Below are 19,378 nucleotides of genomic sequence, written 5' to 3'. Positions count from 1 at the left end.
GACCGCGCCGGCCACCCAGGAACCAGACCATGCTCGCGCACCAGAATTTTAGCTTCGAATCCTGCTTGTCCGACCAGTTGCAGCGCGCCTTGGCGCTGTGCGCAGTGCACCTGCCCGATGCGGCCGTGCGCGTGCGTGCTTTTCTCGCGCATTTTGCCGATCCCGCTCCCACGGCCGGCTTCAAGGCGATCCCGCCGGCGGCGCGCGCCCTGCACGATGCGGTGGTGGCCGAGCGTGGCGAACAGGCCGGCGCCTGCCTGCTGCTGGCGGCCGTGCTGATGGGCGTGCGCGACTCCCTGGCGAGCGAGCTGATGGCGCGCCTGCCGCCGCGCGTGCGCGGCCACCAGCTGCGCCAGTTCGCGCGCATCGCCAACCACGACGAAGCCTTCTTGCCGTTCTGCCGCCTGTACAGCGACGTCTTCTTGAAGGAATTCGGCCTGGCCACGCTGCGTTTGTATGCAGGCGCCTCGAGCGTGATCGATCCGCGTTCGGGCATCGGCCGCTCGATGCTGTGGACAGGCGGCCTGGCGCAGTTGCCTGGCCGCGTCCTGCTGTTCGCGCGCGCCGGCGGCTTCAAACCTTACTTCGAGATCCACGTGAACCGCCTCTACCAAGACGAGTTCGACGAGGAAGGCCGCAACGAGTGCTACCGCTGCTGCGTCGACCTGTATGCACTGCATCCGCAAGCGCTGGGCATGATCGCCGGCAGCTGGTTCTACGATCCGGTGGTCGAGATCATCAGCCCGCACCTGGCCTACCTGCGCAGCGTACCGGTAGCGGGCGGGGCGCGCGCCTTGTTCGTCTCGCACGACGAGCAAGCCGTCAAGAATGCCACCGCCACCTCAGAAAAGCGGCGCGCCCTGCATGCCGCAGGTCAGTACCGCCCGGCGTCCTGGTCGCTGGTGTGGCCGCGCCGCGCCCAGATTGCATGGGCCCGCCGGCACGCCAGCGCCTAGTTTTTCTTCCTTTCGCTTTCTTCTCATCCCGCCTCCCTTTTCCGGATAGCTGCCAGGCTATCCCGGTGATTCCGATCGCCGCTTTCGTCTACATAGGCGCACGGATTCGTGCTTCCATTTAACAATTAATTGTTAAATGGAAATTGATGACGTGCTGCAATAACTCAATTCTGTCCATAGCGAAATTTTTCTTTTCTATCGAAATTAAGCCCGTCAATAAAGGCGCTATGCGTTTGAATGGGAATTCAATCGTGCGCGTGATTTGTAAAATCCACGATAAATTAATCAATATAAATAATGCAAGAAGGTGACAGGATGGCATGTCCCGGTCTTCCTGTACCTGTTGCCTCGTACCCCCGTCAGCGGCGATGTCCCGAATAGGCCAGATTCCATGAAGATCAAGACCCTCATCCTGCACGCCGCCAAGTACGCCGGGCTGTTCGCCCTGATGCGTGCCACCACCCGCAAGAATCCGCGCATCCTGTGCTACCACGCCGGCAGCATCGGCGACGAGCGCCATTACAACCCCAAGCTGTTCTGCACCCGCGCGCAGCTGCGCCAGCGTCTCGACTGGCTCAAGCGGCGCGGCTTCGTGGCGGCCAGCCTGGAACAGGCGACCCAGCCCGGCACCGGCATGGCAGGCATCCCGGTCGCGGTGACCATCGACGACGGCTGGTACTCCACCTACCGCGACCTGCTGCCTTCGCTGGCCGAATACGGCTACCGCCCGGTGCTGTATTTGCACAGCGAGGCCAGCGACGCCGGCACCCCGATCGTGCCGGTCACGCTGCGCTACCTGGCCTGGAAGGCCGGTGCGCGCGAAGTCACGCTCAACGGCTACGACGACAACCTGGACGGTATCTGGGACCTGGCTGACCCGCGCCAGCGCGAACGCCTGGTCGGCGCCGCCGAGAAATGGGTGAATGCCCAGCCGGTGCAGGCTGTGGCCGGCTGCCTGGAACGCTTCGGCGCCAGCCTGGGCGTGCGTCCCGCCGAGCTCGACCTGGCATCGCGCCGCTTCAGCTACATGAGCGAGGAAGAATTGCGCGAAGCCTCGGCCCACGGCTGCCGCATCGAGTTGCACGGCCACGTACACGTTTATCTGCCGGGGCAGCCGCACCGCAACCAGGAAAACATCGAGCGTAACCGCGCGCGCATCCGCGCCGCCGGCTTGCCGTATCCGACCCATTACTGCTACCCGAGCGGCAGCTACGACAGCTACGCGCCGGACGTGATGCGCGCCGCCGGCGTCGCCACCGCTACCACCTGCGTCCCCGGCCTGGTGGATGTCAGCGACCCGGACGCACGCTACTACCTCCCACGCTTCCTCGACGGTGGCGACGTGTCGATGATCGAGTTCGAAGCGGAGATGAGTGGCGTGCTGGAGCTCTTGCGTTCCCTTACGCGCCGCCAGCATCGTCCGCGACGTGTATTGCGCCCAACGACAGCGTAAGGGTCGATTGCTCCAGCCAAGGCATGCATCGTGCCAGACAGCGATTGCGAAGGATGCCTTTGACCTGCAAATCCTCGATGCCGATGGTGTGGAATTGTCGGTTGAGACTCGTACTCAACTGACACAAGCCGTTGTTGCGCACGTTGGCTATCCTGGCATGCAGGCGCGTGCGGTTGCGCGACAGGCGCCGCAAGCGCTCCAGCATGCTGCGTAAGGCCTTCGGTCGGCAAACGTTTCGCCTGTCGAAAAGGTCGCCAACTGCGTCACACCCAGGTCGATAACGACCGGGCCTTGGCTTTCGCCTAGCGGTAGCATTGCGTCTCTTCCCTGTAAAGCGCAAGGCCTCAACCATCCTCAGCGATATTCGGAATGCGAAGACGTTTGCCATCGACGTGAAACTGGTCGTTGGTCAAACTGAACCGGTCGTGTGTGCCTTTGGGCCGCAATGCCGCTTCGTCGGTTTCGGCAGGTTTGGATTGCGTTTGCATGCCCCGTACTGCCGTTGCCATTCGGCCAGTGCCCAGGTGCCTTGCCTATACTTGGCAGGGTCAAGCCGGATGCGGTGGGCTAGGAGCTGGATGCCCTCGATTAATTTCTGGTTATACTGGCTGCGGCTGCCTTACAGCCGGGCCGAAAACACGGTGAGGATCTCGAGCACGTCACCGGTCAGCTCTTCCTCGAAACTGGTGTCTTGCCCTTGATAGATGAGGACGACTTTGGCCTGCCTGCCTTCACACAAGGCAAACAGGAGTTCGGCGCCAAAGCGCAGGAGCCGTTCCTTGCGGGTCAGGACCAGGCGCCCGACCTGCTTTCGAGGACCGCGTCGAGTAGCCGTCTCAAGTCTTTCTTGTGATAGTTCATGCCCGAACCAAGATCGGCCACGACCTCGAACGTCCAGCCCTGGCTCGCGCAGTCGGTAGCGTCACGCCTGTATATACGACGACCGAACTGGGCTTCAGCAGGAAGACGCGGGCCTCGACAGAATTCAATTTCACAACAGGACAAGATTTTTTGCTCAGCAGATCGTCTTAACTACCTCTACTCCCTGTTATGATTATTATCATAGAACAAGATAATTAATCGATGGCCGTCGGTGACTTGGGATTTTTATTGCATTATTTGCAACGACGGCTTGCATGTCAAAACGGGCCATCGCTTTAATCTAAAGCTGGGTTTGAGCATCCGTAGAACGCTGTAGTGCGATCTGATCTGATGTCACGGACAAGAAATTGTTGGCGAAAGTGTCCAGTACCTCACTTTTCGATGTATCCGATTGACTGAGTGCGCACTAGTAAGGAATTGCCAGTAGCGATTTCCGCTTCCTGTCTATTCTTCGTTCATCGTACAACTTTTCCGGTCAGCAATGATTTTGCTTGTGGAGATGGGAATTAGTCTGTGACGTATTTTCAAATTCATTTACTTGAAAATAAAAAACCTTACCTAAGGTAAGAATAAAATATTTATAATTAATATAGCTAGGGATATCATGAAAACAGTTTTGACAGATCACGATACGGATGTGGTCGAGATTCGTGAAAAAAATTCTCTCCGACGAAGCAATCCGATATCCAGTTGGATGAAAGGCCAATTTGGCCTTTACGTTACTTCCTGCACGCATATCCTTCGTACTGTGTATGGTAATACAATCGCAGGCAGATCCGCCAATCATCCCAACCTCACCGCACGGAGGAATAAAAAAGCCACACAAGAACAAGGCTCCGTCAGCCCGGCCGATAAGCCAGGCTTGTACGATAATTCAAGTGGCTTGGCGAACCCATTGCCGCCTTCCCTTCCTTTGAAGGTGGGTTTTCTTTCGTATCCGATGCTTTTTCAAAATAAAGGCGGGTTGCAGGTACAAGTCCGCGAAACCCAGGCGTCATTACGCAGGCTAGGATTTAATGTACGGCTCATCGATACGACGCAAGATGATTTGGCAGACTTCGACATCGTTCACATCTTCTCAGTCTTGCACGGTAATGTAAAACTGGTGGAACAAGCACGCGCGAAGGGTTGTCAGGTAGTCGTTTCAGGTTTGCTGAACCCTGCGCTTGTTGTCAAGGAACCATTGCGACTAGCTACCGTACGCATTCTTGAAGCGCTCATCGCGCGTGTATCGCGATATAAGGTCAGAACTGATTTCTCTAGCATACGGAAAGCATTGGCCAACGCAGACCACATCATTGCCCTGAGCAATTGGGAGCGTCGCGTGGCGAGTCAATTGTTCGGAGCAGACGCCAAGCGAATTTCCGTCGTTTCAAACGGCGTGTCAGAACATTTTTTCAAGGCTGACAGTGTCGCGTTCAATGCTGAATACACCATTGCTGGTCCATTTGTATTTTGTCCAGGTATAATTTCCCCTTGGAAAAACCAGATCAGCCTGGTGAAGGCTTTGGTAGGTACCGACATCACCGTGGTCCTTGCTGGTCCGGTGCATGAACAACACCCTACGGCTTTAGATGATTGCCTTGGCGTGCCTGGGGCTAAAGTTGTTTATCTCGGCAATCTTGACAGGGAAAGTCCTGTCCTCTCTGGTGCTTATGCAGCGGCCAGTGCTGTCGTCTTACCGAGCACAGCAGAGTCGGGGCCGCTGGTAGCCCTGGAAGCGCTTGCCGCAGGCACGCCCGCAATCATCACTTGCAACAATGGATTGGACATGCAGCCAGACGGGCGATGTCTACATACCGTTCCACCATTCGACGTGCAAGTTATTCGCAAGACTGTGTTGGCAGTAGTGGCAGCGCATATTGATCCTGAAATTTGCCGCGCCGCCGTAGAAAAAATGTCGTGGGGACAGGTAGCGCATCAGATTGGTGACATCTATTTGAATTGTGTATCGCACGCTGCACGTAGCAATCAGCTTGTCGCCAATGCGTAGCAGGAACAGTCATCCTTTCTTGTCAGTAATAAAAATCATCTCTGGATGCAGACAAGTTCCCGATAATGCCGCCATACATTTTTAACTACGTATCATGACCCTGCACGCTCCAAAACATATCGCGTATCTTGACGGCTGGCGTGGGCTTGCCATCATTTGCGTGTTGATTGGCCATTTCAGTCGAACGCCCATGCTGGGATGGCTCGGACCGTTTGGCGTCGGTGTCTTCTTTGCACTGTCGGGACGGCTGATGAGTGAGCTTTTATTCATCAAGCGCATTAACCTTGTTGATTTCTTCGTGCGTCGCGCCAGTCGTGTGTTGCCGACTTTTTGGCTATTTACTGCGACAGTTGCCTTGTCGACCTATATCTGGCCACACTGGCGTGTGAATGCTAAAGAACTGCTGGCTACATTCGTCTTCCTCCGAACCTACTTTCCTCCTGAAATTGACATTTTCAGTAGTAGCCTGCCGGTTGGACATATTTGGTCTTTAAACGTCGAGGAGCATACCTATGTCTGGCTGGCTTTCTGTGCATTGCTCGCACGGGTATGGCGCATGCCGGCGCAATGGTATCTCGCGGGGACGTATACGGTTTCGCTCGCCTTTTTAGCTTATTACGTTGGAAACCCACCGGACACCGCTACCGACTGGCACCTGAGAACGGAAGTTGCTGCCATGGGTATCGTGGCGGCGGCAATACTACGCTGCGTTCCTTTGGACGCTATCAGACGTCTGCCACTAGCCGGCATGTTGCCTATCGCGGCTTATGCCATGTCTGCGCTCTGTTTCAGTATGTACGCGCACAAGGCGGCGGCACTATGGCTCTCGCCTCTGTGTCTTGCTTTTGCAGTCAACTATCTGCACGTATTGCCTAATTTTTTACTCCGCGCAATTTCGGCGCGCTGGCTGCAATGGTTCGGGTGCTGTTCTTTTTCGATTTATCTGTGGCAGCAACCTTTTTTCGTTGCCGTCAATGAAGGAAGGTTGAATCCGGTATTGGCTTTGCTTGTTTCCTTGGGCATTGGTGCTCTGTCATACTACCTGTTCGAAAATCCTTTACGCCATTATTTGAACAAAAAATGGGCACATCGTTCGGATATCAGCCATTCTGGAAATCGGAAAACGCAATCGAAACTCGTAGACGCCGGTTCCTCATGATTGTTCCTGATGGCCGCCGATGGCCTGCCACGCCGGGCGCCGTCCACCCACGAGATGTCGCTGCGCCACGTACTACGAGGATGTAAATCGATCGCCATGGCTGCGTTGCACCATCTCGCCTTACGCTCGTACTGTCTTCGGTGACGCGCCTTTGCACCACACGGCCCGTGGCCCTGAACGGTATGCGTCTGGACAGGCGAGCATAGACAGGGATGAACAGTGTCGGGGGCCTATTCAAGTTGACACCCCCATGCGCTTCCACTAACCTCAAGGAAGTTTCCATTAGTCACATCCAACGCCCCTACTGTTCGATAAAGCACCAGCTCGTCCTTCCTGGCATGCTGTTGCGGGGCCGCAATCGTAAGAAAGTAGTCAACAACAATGCCCCCTGTCAAAAGCCAGAGTCTCACGCGGGGCGCAATCATGATGGTTGCCATGCGCTGGTTCGATCGTCTCATTGGCATCGCGAGCACGTTCATCCTAGCGCGCCTGTTGGTACCCGACGATTTCGGCATCATTGCCATGGCCTCGGTCGTCGTGTCGTTTGCCGACATTATTTTTGATATCGGCATCAATGTCGCACTGATCCAGAAGAAAAACCCGAGCCAGCCGTATTACAACACTGCCTGGACACTGCGTATCCTGCAGACCACGTGTGTTGCAGCCGTGCTGATGGTGTTGGCGCCATTCGCAGCGGAGTATTACAAGGATCCGCGCGTTACATCCGCAGTGCAACTGATGGCCCTGTCGATGATGATGGCGGCGTTCGAGAATGTCGGCATCGTCGACTTTCAAAAGCACTTGCGGTTCGGTGACGACATCCGCCACGTGATGTTCAAGCGCCTGGTCAGCTTTTCCGTCACGATCATATTGACGATCATCTTGCAGAGCTACTGGGGCATGATTCTCGGTGCGCTGTGCAGCCGGCTTGCCGCCACCATCCGCAGCTACATCGTGCATCCGATGCGGCCTTCCTTTTCCCTGGCGGAAGTGCGCGCCATTTTCTCGGTCTCGCAATGGGTGCTGGTAAGAAATATCAGCGCCTTCCTCGATCAGAAACTGCACATTTTCATGGTCGGCGGTATCGCCAAGACCAGTGTCACCGGCGGTTATACGCTGGCTAGCGAGATCTCCGATGTACCAGGAACCGACTTGCTGGCGCCAATCAACCGAGTGCTGTTTCCTGCCTTCGCGCGCGCCAAGGATGATCTGCGCGAACTCACTTCGCTGCTGCTGCGGGCCCAGGCGATCCAGATGATGGTCACTTTCCCGACCTGCGTCGGGTTCGTGCTCACGGCCCATGAGTTCGTACCAGTGGCGCTGGGCGAGAAGTGGGTGTTCATCATCCCCTTCATCCAGGTCCTGGCGCTGTCGAACATCATCCAGTCGATCAGCAGCAGCGCCAACTACGTGCTGACCGTAATCGGGCAGATCCGCGTGCTGGCGCTGACCAGCTGGATCCAGATCGGCGTCTTCTGCGTCGGCGCGATGCTGCTGCACGCCAACCTGAACCCGGAGCGCATTGCGCAATTGCGCCTGCTGGCAATCGTGCTGACTTTCGGCGTGTCGTACATGTTGCTGATGCGCCATGTACCCGGCTTGTCGGTCGGGATGCTGGCGCGCGGAAGCGGGCGTCCGGTTCTGGGCTGCCTGGCCATGGTGATGGCGCTGCCGCTGCTGGAGGCCGGGGTGATTGCGCCGGCCTGGGTGATGCTGCTGCTGAAAGTGGCCGTGGGTGGCCTGGTGTATTGCGCCGTCGTACTCGGACTGTGGCGCCTGGCCGGGCGGCCTGACGGGGCGGAATCCTATTTTCTCGGGAAGATACGGCCGGCGCCTGCTCGCGCCGCCGCCGAAGTCAAGTAGCCGGCCCGGCCGGCTCAGCCCACCAGCCTGATGCGGATGCCCACCTTGCCGAGCACCTGCTCCACGCGACCGAAGCTGTAGCGTTCCAGCCCGTGCGGCGATTTCGCTAGGCGCCACAGCAGGTACAGGGTGAGCGCGTAGACCAGCGTGCCCATGGTCAAACACACGGCCAGCGCGACGATGTAGTCGAGCGTAACCCCATGGCGCAGCTGCAGCTGGCTCTTCACGGCCAGCACCGCGCCGCCCATGACCAGGGAGGCCAGCAGCGGCCGCACCAACTGGCGGCAGAACGTGGTCCAACCCAGATCCAGGCAGCGTGCGACCATGCTCTGGTTTACCGGGATCATCACGATGGCGGTGGCCAGGTAGGTCCAGGACGCGCCGATCACGCCGTAGTATTTCACTGCTGGCACCAGCAGCGCCACCATGATTACCGCCTGCACCGTCGACACGATGGTGATCAGGCGCGGCCGGTTCAACGCCAGGTAGACGTAGGTGATATTCGTCTGCACCGCCTTGATCACGCCGTGCATTGCCAAGATCTGGATCAGCGGAATCGCGGCCAGCCACTTCCAGCCCAGCGCCGCCGGCACCAGCACGTCGGCAATCACGCAAATGCCGATCCCGGCCGGGATCGAGAACAGGGCGATTGATGAAATCACTTTCAGGAAGCTGTCGCGCAGCAGTTCGAGGTCGTGCGCGGCCCTGGCATAGCCGGGAAAGGCGGCACGGTTGATCGGCGCCACCAGCTCGGTGGTTGGCAGCGTCGCGATCTCGGTGGAGATGGCCTGTACGCCGAGCCAGGCCGGGGTGCTGTAGTGGGCGATGATGAATTGGGCCGAGCGATTGTTGACGAACTGGATCACGTTGTTCACCACCAGCCACTTGGAAGCGTGGAACATCTCGCCACGCGCCGCCAGCGAAAGGCGCGGACGATAGGTCGACACCACGTAGGATTGGGTCACCGACAGGATGGTACCGGCCAGCTGGCCCAGTACCAGCGCCCAATAATTGCGCATGATGAAGGCGAGTGGGATGGTGACCACCAGAGTGGCCAGGCGCTTGCTGAGCAGGAAGCGGAATTCCTTATCGAAGCGCATCTCGCGCTGGAACTTGACGGTGCCGATGTTCGAGAAGCCCTGGATTGCAAAGCCCAGTGCCAGCACGTACAGGATGTTTTCCAGGCGTGGCTCGTCGTAGTAGGCGGCTGCCGGAATCGCCAGCCCGGCCAGGGCCAGTCCGCAGACGCTGGCGAAGACCACGTTGAAGGTCCAGGCCGTGTTGAAGTGGCTGGTGTCCGCCTTGGGATTCTGGATCAGCTGGACGTCGAAGCTGAACGACACCAGCAGCTGCATGGCGGCGATCAGGATCATCGACATCGCCACCAGGCCGAAGTCCTCCGGCACCAGCATGCGCGCCAGGATCAGGGTGCTGATCAGGCCGATGCCGCGGTCAAGGAACTTGAAAGCGACCATCCATACCGCGCCCCTGGCAATCTTGGCGTCGAGCTCGGAAACCGGCTTCAGGTTCATTGCACCGCCTCGTCGAACAGGCGCGCCAGCTGGGCCGCCTTGTGCGTGCGCGCCGCCTGGGCGATCACCTCGTCCGAGGCGACGTAGGCTGTGCCGTCGCGCAGGCCGGGGATGAACCGTTCCAGCGCCGTGCTGATTTCCTCGGGCTGGTCGACCTGTGCGCTCAATTCGAAACCGGCGGCACGCAGCACCTGCGCGGTTTCGCCTTCCGGATCGACGAGGCCCAGGATCGGTTTGCGCGTACGGAAGTATTCGTAGACCTTGGCCGGGATCTGGTTGTTGAAAGGCGTGCCCTGGAACAGCAGCAAGCCGTCGGCCGCCAGCATTTCGCCGAGCGCCTCGCGATAGGGTACCGGCGGCAGGATCTCGACGATATCGCCGACGCCGTGGCGTTCGACCTTGGCCCGGGCCGCAGGAAGATTGCCTGGCGCGCGCAATACGATGCGCAGGCTGGCGGCATCGACCTTGCCGGCGCTTTTCAGGGCGGCCAGGGCGGCCAGGAAGGATTCCGGGTTGCGTCCTGCGTCGTACAGCACGCCGCTATGGAGGAGCGTGACGCGCCGCGCCGCGGCACCCGCCGCGGCTGGCGCCGCCGCCGTCGCCGCTTGCGCCAGCAGGCGCCCGAATTCTTCCTCGTCGTAGCCGTTCTCGATCACCACGAACTTGGCCGGGTCGACCTGGGGGAAACGTGCCTGGTAGGCGCGGCGGGCGCTTTCGGTCGTCAATACCGCGAACCGGCAGCGTGCGATCGTTTGCCTTTCGATCCAGCCGAAGATGGCGCGCTGGCGCCGCGAAGTCGGATGCGAGGGCTGGAGCATCGGATCGCGGAAATCCGCGATCCACGGCAGCCCGGTGAGCCGATGGAGGGACAGGGCGATCAGGTGGGCCGTGGCAACCGGGAAGGTCGACCACAATACCTGTGGCTTGTAGCGGCGGATCATGGCCAGGCCCGTCGGTATGGCGCCGAACGTCCAGGAAACGAAGCGGTCGGGCAGGGCCAGTGCATCGATGTAGCGGCCCTTGAAGCCGAGGTGGCGCTTGGTGTCGAGCGCGAATGGACGGCGGACCACCAGCTCGGGTGGAATCGCCGCCAGCTGGGTGGGATTCTGCACGTCGTAGGCGCGTGGATGGGCCGACAGTACCATCGGTTCCCAGCCATGGCGGCCCAGGAGTTTCGAAAAGCTCAGCGTACGCTGGATGCCGCTGCTACCTGCTTGCGGCGGGAAGTGAAATGCGATGAGTAATGCACGTTTGTTCATGGGTGGTCGTTTGGTCTTGCGGCCGGTGCCAGGTTTACTGCGGATTCCGTTGCAGCGGATGCCGTGGTTGATGTTCTATCCGCGCGCCAGCCACTGCAGCAGGCGCAGCCCGAAGCGCAGCGGGGTATCGTCCCAGGGACGGCTGCGCGGCAGCTGGAAGCGGTCGTGGTGGCGGGTGATCGAGCCTACCGCGGTGGTGAAGGCGGCCTGGAACCCGGCCTCACGCACCATCGCCACGTGGCGTGCGTCGTAGTCCTTGCCGACCTTGCCGTTCGGGTAGGCGAACAGCGGCACCGGCTTGCCGATGATTGCTTCCAGGTCGCGCTTGCTGCCGGCGATCTCCTGCATGGCGCTGGCGTCGTCCAGGCTGGTCAGGATCGGGTGGGTCACGGTGTGGGCGCCGATCTCGATGCCGTGGCGGTCGAGGTTGATCATCATTTCCGGGGTCAGCATCAGGCCCTCTACCGCGCTCTCGCCGACCAGCGTCTCGAGGCGCCCGACCAGGCGGCTGCGTTCCTGCGGCGGCAGGTATTTTGAGGCCTCGGTCAGCTTGCCGAGGGTGGCCGCGCGTTCCGGCATGCTGCGCAGCGAATACACGCCGAGGCCGAATTCGGCCAGGTCGAGTTCCTCAGCCGGCAGGGTCTCCACGGCTTCGACGATGCGGTCGTTCCACATCGTGTGGCCGTTCACGTAGCCGCTGCTGACGAACACCGTGGCCGGCAGCTTCAGGCGGCGCAGCACCGGCAGCGCCAGCTCGTGCACCGAGCGGTAGCCGTCGTCGAAGGTGATGCAGACCGCGCGCGGCGGCACCCGGCCCGATTCGATGGCGGCCAGGGCGTCGCGCAGCGATAGCACGTTGAAGCAGCGCGCCAGCAGTTCCATCTGCCAGGTGAAGGTGTCGATGTCCGGCTCGGACGCCAGGAAGGGACTGGGCGCGGCCAGCACCCGGTGGTAGTTGACGATCGCGACGCGGCCATTGCCGCGCGTGAAGCGGGCGATGGCATTGCCGGCGGATCGGATCAGTTGGTCGTTCATCAGTGGTGAAAATCCGCGCGTATTATTAATCTGCCAAGCACTATACCTGCTGAACGGCAATTGTGGATGCGGAAACAGTGCGCGCCGGTACGGGGTGCGGCGCAGAGGAGGCGGAAGGCGGCGTGGAGACGGCTGCGGCCCGTTCCGCTTCCATCCGTGCCAGCGTGGCCGGCAACAGGCGCTTCTCGATCACCAGCACCAGGCCGAACAGGCAGAAGATCAGGTCGACGTACGCGAAGCTGAGCGCCGCGCCGCCGAGGGCGAAGGCGAAAATGCTCAGCTGGAGCATGGTGGACAGCGTACGCAGCCATTCCGGCGCGCTGGCCCGTTTCGCACGGCGCGCCACCGCGCCGGCCTTGAGGAAGGCGCTTGCCAGGCAGCCCAGGTAGAGGATCAGGCCGCCGAAGCCCTGCTCACCCATCACCTGGAAATACACGCTGTGGGCGGCGCGGCCGACCGTGGTGTTCGGCGTCAGGTGGCCGGTATAGAACCAGGGATAGGAAAAGAAGTCGCGCGACAGGTCGCTCCAGACCGGGAAGTATTCGAGCGACTTGAAGCCGCCGCCGAAGAAGGGGTGCTTCATCGCCATGATGAAGGAGAGCTTCCACGACACCACCCGGCTCATGAAGGAGGCATCCTCGTTGGCCGCGCCGATGGTGTCGATCCGGCTTGTGTAGTCGGCGCTGATGAACGGCAGCGTGGCCACTACCAGGGCCACGATCAGCACCGTCAGCAATACCTTGCGCTCGCTCTTCATGTACATGTAGCCGCCTAGTGCGATCAGCGCCACGAAGCCGCCGCGTGACTGAGTGCCGATCACGCCGAACACCAGCAGGGCCATCGTGCCCAGCAAGCCAAGGCGCAGGACCTTGGATGTCTTGCCGTACTCGCCCAGCAGGTAGTAGCAGACTGGCAGGGTCATCACGAACGCCAGCGACAGTTCGTTGCGGTCGCCCAGTACGTGGCCGGGCATGCCGGCGATGTTGTGGCCGCCGCCGCTGGCGAGGAATTTCAGGGCTTCTAGGTCGGCATAGAAGCCCACCGACAGCACCAGGCACCAGAGCACGAAGTCGACGTGCAGCTTGTCCTGGATAGTCAGTGCCACGAATACGAACAGCATCACGACCTTGAAGAAACGGGTCAGGTATTCGAGGGAGATGTCGGACGGCGCCAGGGTGGTGGCCGTGCTGATGCAGGTCCACAGGAAGAACAGCAGCACGAAGCTGCCGATCATGCCCAGCTGGACCTTGGGCTTGTGCTTGTAGGCCAGGTAGCCGAGGATGGCGACCGCCGTGAACAGCAGGTTGTAGCGGATGTGGCCGGCCATGCCGTAGACCCAGCCGTTCGGAAAGAACAGCGCGGTCCAGACCCACATGCCGACCGCGATGAAGGGACGCTGCACCATCGCGTACAGCATGATCGGCAGCAGCGCCAGCAGGAAGAGGTCACGCATGGCCGCGCTCCTTGTTCAGGGCTGCGGTTTGCGCTGCCCGGGTTTGCACATCCTGCGCCTGGCGGCGCTTTTCCGCCTCGGCTTGTTCGGCCGTCTTGGCGCGGGCCTTGTCGGTGCGCAGCGCCCACAGGCAGAGGTAGACCACGGCGCACAGGTCGATTGCCCACAGAAGAGATTCCATCGTTCAGTTCATCCGTTTCAGTGTGTTGGGCTCAGTGTTGGGCTCAGTGTTCAAGCTTAGATGCGGATTCAGGTGCGGGCCAGCACCGGCGTGCCGGCGCGGCGCGCCAGGACCTCGCCGAACAGGCGCAGCTGGCCGTCGGTGGTGTCGTCCCAGCTGAAACGCTCGGCGTAGCGGCGTGTGGCCGCGCGGTCGGGGTAGTTGGCGCGCAGGGCGTTCACGGCGTCGGCCACGCCCTGGTAGCTGCGTTCTTGCATCAGCACGCCCGCTTCCGGCGCCGCCACCACCTCCGGCGTGCCGTACACGCGGCTGGCCACCACCGGCGTGCCGCAGGCCATGGCTTCCAGCAGCACGTTGGCCCAGCCTTCGCGGCTGGACGACAGCACCAGCGCATCCGCGTTGCCGTAGTGGCCGCGCAGCTGGGCCTGCGGCACGGCGCCGAGGAAAGTCACGCGGTCCGTCACCTTCAGGTCGCGCGCCAGCGCTTCCAGTTTCGCGCGGTCCGGGCCGTCGCCGGCCAGCACCAGGCGAACGCCCGGCAGCAGGGGCAGGGCGCCGATGATCAGGTCCTGGGCCTTTACCGGCACCAGGTGGCCGACCGCCAGCAGCGTGAACATGGCATTTGGCGTGCGTTCGGCCGGGCGGAACAGGTCGAGGTCGACGCCGTTCCTCAGCGAGACCACGCGCTCGGCATCGATGCCCATGCCCACCACTTCGTCGCGCAGGGCATTGCACACCGTGATGATGGCGTCGGCGCGCTTGGCCGCCCACAGGATCTGGCGGCGCGGCAGCGCGTATTGCGGGAACAGGGTGATGTCCGAGCCGCGCGCCGTGATCACCAGCGGCTTGTTGAAGTAACGCCCCAGCATGGCGGCAGCGACGCCGTCCGGATAAAAGTAATGGGCGTCGATCAGGTCGAAATCGAAGCCTTCGTCGATCATGCGGCCGATCGCCGGTTTCACGGCCTGGGCCAGCAGCAGCGGCGCGACGCTCATGCCGACTTTCGGCAGCACCGGATAGCGCGGGTGGCGTACGTCGATCCCGTGCCGCACTTCCTGGCGCGGCGCCTTGGCAAAGCGCGCGTACTGGCCGTAGCGCGGATTGGTCGAGGGGAACCAGGGAATCGGCGCGACCACGCGCGATTCGATGCGGCCGCTTGCCGCCAGGTGGCGCAAGCGGGTTTCCACGAAAATCCCGTGTCCCGGCTTTTCCGCGTTCGGGAACAGGGTGCTGAACGTCAGGATCTTCATGCAGCCTTCAAACCGGTCAGGCGGCCGTAGATGTTCTTGTAGCGCGACACGCTCACCGGCCAGTTGCGCTCGTTCTCCACGTAGGCGCGCCCGGCCGAGCGCAGCGCAGGCCACAGCATCTTCGCGTCCAGCAAATCGCCGACCTTGTCCGCCAGCGAGGCCGGGTCGTCCGGTGCGAACAGCACGCCGGTCTTGCCGTCGACGATCAGCTCGCGGTGGCCACCCACGCTGGACGCAGCCAGGATGCGGCCCTGGGCCATGGCTTCCAGCGGTTTCAAGGGCGTGACCAGGTCGGTCAGACGCATCGACAGGCGCGGGTAGACCAGCACGTCGAGCAGGTCGTAATATTTTTGCACCTGGTCGTGCGGCACGCGGCCGGTGAATACCACCTTGTCGGCGATGCCCAGGTCCTTGGCTTGCTGGCGCAGGTTCGCATCCTGCGGACCGCCGCCGACCAGCAGCACGCGCAGGTCGGGGTGGCGCGCGGCCAGGGCCGGCACCGCGCGCAGCAGCACGTCCAGGCCTTCGTAGGCATAGAAGGAACCGATGAAGCCGATCAGGCGGTTGCCTTCGAAGCCGAGCTTGCGCTTGAGTTCCAGGTCGGCTTCGCCGCCGACGGCGAACTTGTCGATGTCGACCGCGTTCGGAATCACGGTGACTTTCGCCGCCGGGATGCCGCGCGCAACGATGTCGCTGCGCAGGCCTTCGCAGATCGTGGTCACGGCGTCGGCGCGCTTCAGGGCATAGGTTTCCAGGCCGCGCGTGAGTTTATAACGCAGGCCGTTCTCGGTGCTGGTGCCGTGGTCGACGGCGGCGTCTTCCCAGAAGGCGCGCACTTCGTACACCACGGGAATGCCGAACTTGCGGCCGGCGCGCAGGGCGGCGATCGCATTCAGGCAGGGCGAATGGGCGTGCAGCACGTCGGGTTTCACCGTCGGGATGATCTCGAGCAGGCGTTTTTCGAGGCCGCGGATGACTTCCAGCTGGTTCAGCACCGGCATCTTCGCCAGCGCACCCGTCGAGCGCGGGGTGCGGTAGAAGTGCAGGCCGTCGGCCGTTTCTTCCGCCAGGTCGTTGCCGCCTTCGTGCTTGGCGCCGGTGACGTGGAAGGTTTCCCAGCCGAGCGCGCGCTGCTCGCGCAGGATCGAGGCGGTGCGGAAGGTATAGCCGCTGTGCAGCGGGAGCGAATGGTCGAGGACGTGAAGGACACGCATGTAAAACTCCGGAATGCCGTTATGCCGCGGTGGCGATCAGCTGGCTGATCGAACCGGTGCTGCTGGTGGCGCCGTCGGCGCCGTTCTTGCGCAGGAAGGCTTCGAACATCAGCACCGCCCACAGCGCCGTGCTGTGGTCCTTGGTGCCGGCCAGGTGTTCGTCGACCATGCGCTGCAAATAGTTGGGGTTGAAGATGCCGGTATCGACCAGCATCGGGTTCAGCACCGCCGCCTTCATCGACTCGCGCAGCGGGCCGCGCAGCCAGGACGCCAGCGGGATCGAGAAGCCCATCTTCTTGCGGTACAAAATGTCGTCGGACAGGTAGGGCTGCAGCGCCTTCTTGAAGATATGCTTGCCTTCGCCGTTGCGCAGCTTGGAAGACGATGGCAGGCCCGACACCCATTCCACGAACTTGTGGTCCAGCAGCGGCACGCGCACTTCCAGCGCGTGGGCCATGCTGGCGCGGTCGACTTTCGTCAGGATGTCGCCCGGCAGGTAGGTCTTCATGTCGACGTACTGGGTGATCGACAGCGGGTCGTCGGTCGGCGCGTTCGCCGCATGGCCGCGCATGACTTCGACCGCGCGGTAGCCCTGCAGCTGGCTGCGGAAGGATTCCGAGAACAACTGGTCGCGCACGCGGTCGACCAGGATCGACACGCCGTGGAAGTAACCGTCGACCAGGTCGCGCGCCAGCGCCTCGAAGGTGGTCTTGGCGCGGAAGATGCGCGGCGCCCAGTCGGCCTTCGGGTAAGCCTTGCCGAGGAAGCCGAACACCGGTTTGCGCAGGGCCAGCGGCAGCATCGAGCGCACCTGCTGTTCGCCCATGGCCATGCGGTAGCGGCGGTAGCCGGCAAAGTTCTCGTCGCCGCCGTCGCCGGACAGGGCCACGGTCACGCGCTTGCGTGCGAGTTCGCAGACGCGGTAGGTCGGGATTGCCGAGCTGTCGGCGTAGGGTTCGTCGTAGAGGCCGGCCAGCAGGTCGATCAGGCCGTAGTCGTCGGTGTCGACGGTGTCGCACTGGTGGTTCGTCTTGTACTGTTCGGCCACCTGGCGCGCGTAGGTCGACTCGTCGAATGCCGGGTCGTTGAAGGCGATCGAGCAGGTGTTCACCGGGCCCTTGTTCAGGCCCGCCATCATGGCGACGATGGCGCTGGAATCGACGCCGCCGGACAGGAAGGCGCCGAGCGGCACCTCGGCTTCGAGCTGGCTCTCGACCGCTTCGCGCAGGCGCACGATCAGCTCTTCTTCCATCTGCTGTTCGCTCATCGCGCCGTGCGGCGTGAAGGGAATGTCCCACCAGCGCTTCGGCTTCACATTGGCGCCGTTGGCGCCGACCTTCAGGGTCAGCGAGTGGCCCGGTTCGAGCTTGAAGGCATCCTTGAAGATGGTGCGCGGCTCGGGCACGTAGCCGTAGGCGAAGTATTCCTCGACGGCGCGCGGTTCGATCACGCGCGGCAGTTCAGGGAAGGACAGCAGCGACTTCAGTTCCGAGCCAAAGATAAAGGTACCGTCCGGCAGGAACGCGTAGTGCAGCGGCTTGATGCCGAGGTGGTCGCGCGCGACGAAGAAGGTCTGTTTATTCCTGTCCCAGATCGCGAACGCAAACATGCCGCGCAGGTGCTTGACGCAGTCCTCGCCCCATTCTTCCCAGGCGTGGACGATGGTCTCGGTATCCGACTTGGTGGCGAAGGTGTAGCCGAGCGCCGTCAGCTCTTTCGTCAGTTCGCGGAAGTTGTAGATCTCGCCGTTGAACACGGTGACGACCGAGCGGTCCGCGTTGAACAGCGGCTGCTGGCCGGCGGCCAGGTCGATGATCGACAGGCGGCGGTGGCCGAAGCCGACGCCGGGTTCCAGGTAGACGTCGCCCTCGACCGGACCGCGGTGGAACTGGGTCTGGTTCATGCGTTCGAGGGCGGCGCGCTCGAAATTGCGCCCGCCGCGCGGGTCAAAAATGCCAACTATTCCGCACATGGTTGAGTGATCTCGTTAAGGTTGTTCGTGCGCTTGCCGAGGCGGTCGTACAGCGCCGTGTAGGCGCCGACCATCGCGGCAACGCTGTAATGGCGTTCGATGAGGGAACGAGCCGCTGCGCCCTGCACGCTGGCGCGGTCAGGGCTTGCTGCGTACAGGCCGAGGGCAGCAGCCAGCGCTTGTGGGTTGCTGGCCGGGACCAGGGCGCCGTTCACGCCGTCCTGCACCACTTCCGGAATGCCGCCGACTGCGGTGGCGACGACCGGCAGGCCGCAGGCCATGGCTTCCAGCAGGGTCACCGGCGTGCCCTCGGCAATCGAAGACAGGGCGAACAGATCGAAGCTGCGCATCAGTTCCGGGATGTCGTTGCGCGCGCCGGGGAACCAGACCAGGTCCGCTACGCCCAGGTCACGCGCCTTCTGCGCCAGCTTGTCGCGCAGCGGGCCGTCGCCGATTACCGCCAGGCGCAGGCGTGGGCGCTGCTCGGGACGCGCCGCGCAGAGCAGGGCAAACGCCTCGATCAGGCTGGCCTGGTCCTTCACATCCTGCAGGCGGCCGACGGTGCCGATGACGAACACATCTTCCCCAGCCCATGGCGTGACGGCGGCTGCCAGGCCAGGCGCGAAGCGCACCGTGTCGACCCCGTTCATGATCAGCTCCGACTTCGCCGCAGGAATGCCGACCACATTGGTGAGCCAGCGCGCCAGGTCATGCGACACCGGCACGTAGCGGTCGATGAAAGGCACCAGCGCGCGGCGCAGCAAATTGTGCTTGCGGTTCAGGCCCTGCGGGTCGCTGGCGTCGCGTCCGTGCTCGGCGTGCACGCGCACCGGCACGCCGGCCAGCCAGGCCGGCGCCGCATACTCTGCGCAGGCGAAGTTATAGGTGTGCAGTACCGAAGGACGCAGCTGGCGCAGCAGCTTGAACAGTTTTAAATGAATGCCCAGGCCCAGGCCGGGCTGCTTGTCCAGTGCGTACAGCTCGACGCCGGGCCGCGTGATCTTGTCCGCAAACGCCGTGTAGCCGGTGAGGCAGACCACCGCGTGGCGGTAGCGTTCCGGCGGCATGTGGTTGATGCAGTCGACCAGCAGGGTTTCCAGCCCGCCGAAGTCGAGCCGGTAGATCAGGTGCACGACCAGCGGGATCTCCGCCGGCCGGTTGTTCGTTACCGCCATC

At 62.0% G+C, this 19,378-nt stretch carries 16 protein-coding genes and 1 pseudogene; 5 read left to right on the top strand and 12 right to left on the bottom strand.

Annotation, left to right across the window (positions count from 1 at the left end):
- Positions 1–29: 29 nt before the first annotated feature.
- Both QWL29_RS10480 and QWL29_RS10475 read left to right on the top strand, forming a co-directional pair.
- Positions 30–956 (top strand): hypothetical protein, encoded by a 927-nt coding sequence (locus tag QWL29_RS10480; RefSeq protein ID WP_305822832.1) that lies wholly within the window; start codon positions 30–32, stop codon positions 954–956.
- Positions 957–1,347: 391 nt separating this feature from the next.
- Positions 1,348–2,409: a polysaccharide deacetylase family protein gene (locus QWL29_RS10475; RefSeq protein WP_305822831.1), complete on the top strand. Its 1,062-nt coding sequence runs from the start codon at positions 1,348–1,350 to the stop codon at positions 2,407–2,409.
- On the opposite strand, the gene QWL29_RS10470 is transcribed toward QWL29_RS10475, so the two are convergent.
- The 3 genes and pseudogenes from QWL29_RS10470 to QWL29_RS26770 all read right to left on the bottom strand — a co-directional run.
- Complete coding sequence (locus QWL29_RS10470) at positions 2,357–2,614, bottom strand: hypothetical protein (RefSeq protein ID WP_305822830.1); 258 nt, start codon at positions 2,612–2,614, stop codon at positions 2,357–2,359. The genes QWL29_RS10475 and QWL29_RS10470 overlap by 53 nt on opposite strands.
- A 139-nt stretch (positions 2,615–2,753) precedes the next feature.
- A complete protein-coding gene (locus tag QWL29_RS10465) occupies positions 2,754–2,897 on the bottom strand; it encodes a hypothetical protein (protein ID WP_305822829.1) in 144 nt (47 codons plus the stop codon).
- 134 nt (positions 2,898–3,031) lie between these two features.
- Positions 3,032–3,321, bottom strand: a pseudogene (locus QWL29_RS26770) (recombinase family protein); the annotation flags it as partial.
- 574 nt (positions 3,322–3,895) lie between these two features.
- Between QWL29_RS26770 and QWL29_RS10460 the strand changes: the two are divergent.
- The 3 genes from QWL29_RS10460 to QWL29_RS10450 all read left to right on the top strand — a co-directional run bounded on the left by QWL29_RS10460 (position 3,896) and on the right by QWL29_RS10450 (position 8,306).
- A complete protein-coding gene (locus tag QWL29_RS10460) occupies positions 3,896–5,284 on the top strand; it encodes a glycosyltransferase family 4 protein (protein WP_305822828.1) in 1,389 nt (462 codons plus the stop codon).
- A 94-nt stretch (positions 5,285–5,378) separates the two neighbouring features.
- Positions 5,379–6,443 (top strand): acyltransferase family protein, encoded by a 1,065-nt coding sequence (locus QWL29_RS10455; protein ID WP_305822827.1) that lies wholly within the window; start codon positions 5,379–5,381, stop codon positions 6,441–6,443.
- A 381-nt stretch (positions 6,444–6,824) separates the two neighbouring features.
- Entirely contained in the window at positions 6,825–8,306 is a 1,482-nt protein-coding gene (locus QWL29_RS10450) for a lipopolysaccharide biosynthesis protein (protein ID WP_305822826.1), read from the top strand.
- 14 nt (positions 8,307–8,320) lie between these two features.
- Here the strand turns inward: QWL29_RS10450 and QWL29_RS10445 are convergent, their stop codons facing one another.
- From QWL29_RS10445 to QWL29_RS10405, 9 genes are all read right to left on the bottom strand, one after another.
- Complete coding sequence (locus QWL29_RS10445) at positions 8,321–9,838, bottom strand: lipopolysaccharide biosynthesis protein (RefSeq protein WP_305822825.1); 1,518 nt, start codon at positions 9,836–9,838, stop codon at positions 8,321–8,323.
- Complete coding sequence (locus tag QWL29_RS10440; protein ID WP_305822824.1) at positions 9,835–11,097, bottom strand: glycosyltransferase; 1,263 nt, start codon at positions 11,095–11,097, stop codon at positions 9,835–9,837. The genes QWL29_RS10445 and QWL29_RS10440 overlap by 4 nt, the downstream gene beginning before the upstream one ends.
- 75 nt (positions 11,098–11,172) lie before the next feature.
- Entirely contained in the window at positions 11,173–12,132 is a 960-nt protein-coding gene (locus QWL29_RS10435; protein ID WP_305822823.1) for a polysaccharide deacetylase family protein, read from the bottom strand.
- Between the two features lie 40 nt (positions 12,133–12,172).
- The gene (locus QWL29_RS10430; RefSeq protein WP_305822822.1) at positions 12,173–13,585 is read right to left on the bottom strand and encodes a putative O-glycosylation ligase, exosortase A system-associated; all 1,413 of its coding nucleotides are present in this window, start codon (positions 13,583–13,585) and stop codon (positions 12,173–12,175) included.
- Positions 13,578–13,766 (bottom strand): hypothetical protein, encoded by a 189-nt coding sequence (locus QWL29_RS10425; protein ID WP_305822821.1) that lies wholly within the window; start codon positions 13,764–13,766, stop codon positions 13,578–13,580. Before QWL29_RS10425 ends, QWL29_RS10430 begins: the two co-directional genes overlap by 8 nt.
- Positions 13,767–13,834: 68 nt before the next feature.
- A complete protein-coding gene (locus QWL29_RS10420) occupies positions 13,835–15,016 on the bottom strand; it encodes a glycosyltransferase family 4 protein (RefSeq protein WP_305822820.1) in 1,182 nt (393 codons plus the stop codon).
- Positions 15,013–16,230 carry a TIGR04063 family PEP-CTERM/XrtA system glycosyltransferase gene (locus QWL29_RS10415; protein ID WP_305822819.1) on the bottom strand — a complete coding sequence of 406 codons (1,218 nt, stop codon included), beginning with the start codon at positions 16,228–16,230 and terminating at the stop codon, positions 15,013–15,015. The genes QWL29_RS10420 and QWL29_RS10415 overlap by 4 nt, the downstream gene beginning before the upstream one ends.
- Positions 16,231–16,249: 19 nt before the next feature.
- A complete protein-coding gene (locus QWL29_RS10410) occupies positions 16,250–18,202 on the bottom strand; it encodes an XrtA/PEP-CTERM system amidotransferase (RefSeq protein WP_305822818.1) in 1,953 nt (650 codons plus the stop codon).
- Complete coding sequence (locus tag QWL29_RS10405; protein WP_305822817.1) at positions 18,190–19,377, bottom strand: TIGR03088 family PEP-CTERM/XrtA system glycosyltransferase; 1,188 nt, start codon at positions 19,375–19,377, stop codon at positions 18,190–18,192. The genes QWL29_RS10410 and QWL29_RS10405 overlap by 13 nt, the downstream gene beginning before the upstream one ends.
- Between the last annotated feature and the right edge of the window lies 1 nt (position 19,378).

The organism is Massilia brevitalea, assembly GCF_030711405.1.
Taxonomy (GTDB): Bacteria; Pseudomonadota; Gammaproteobacteria; order Burkholderiales; family Burkholderiaceae_D; genus Telluria; species Telluria brevitalea.
The sequence above is the reverse complement of the archived record's forward strand: the minus strand, read 5'-3'. Positions and strand labels throughout refer to the sequence as shown.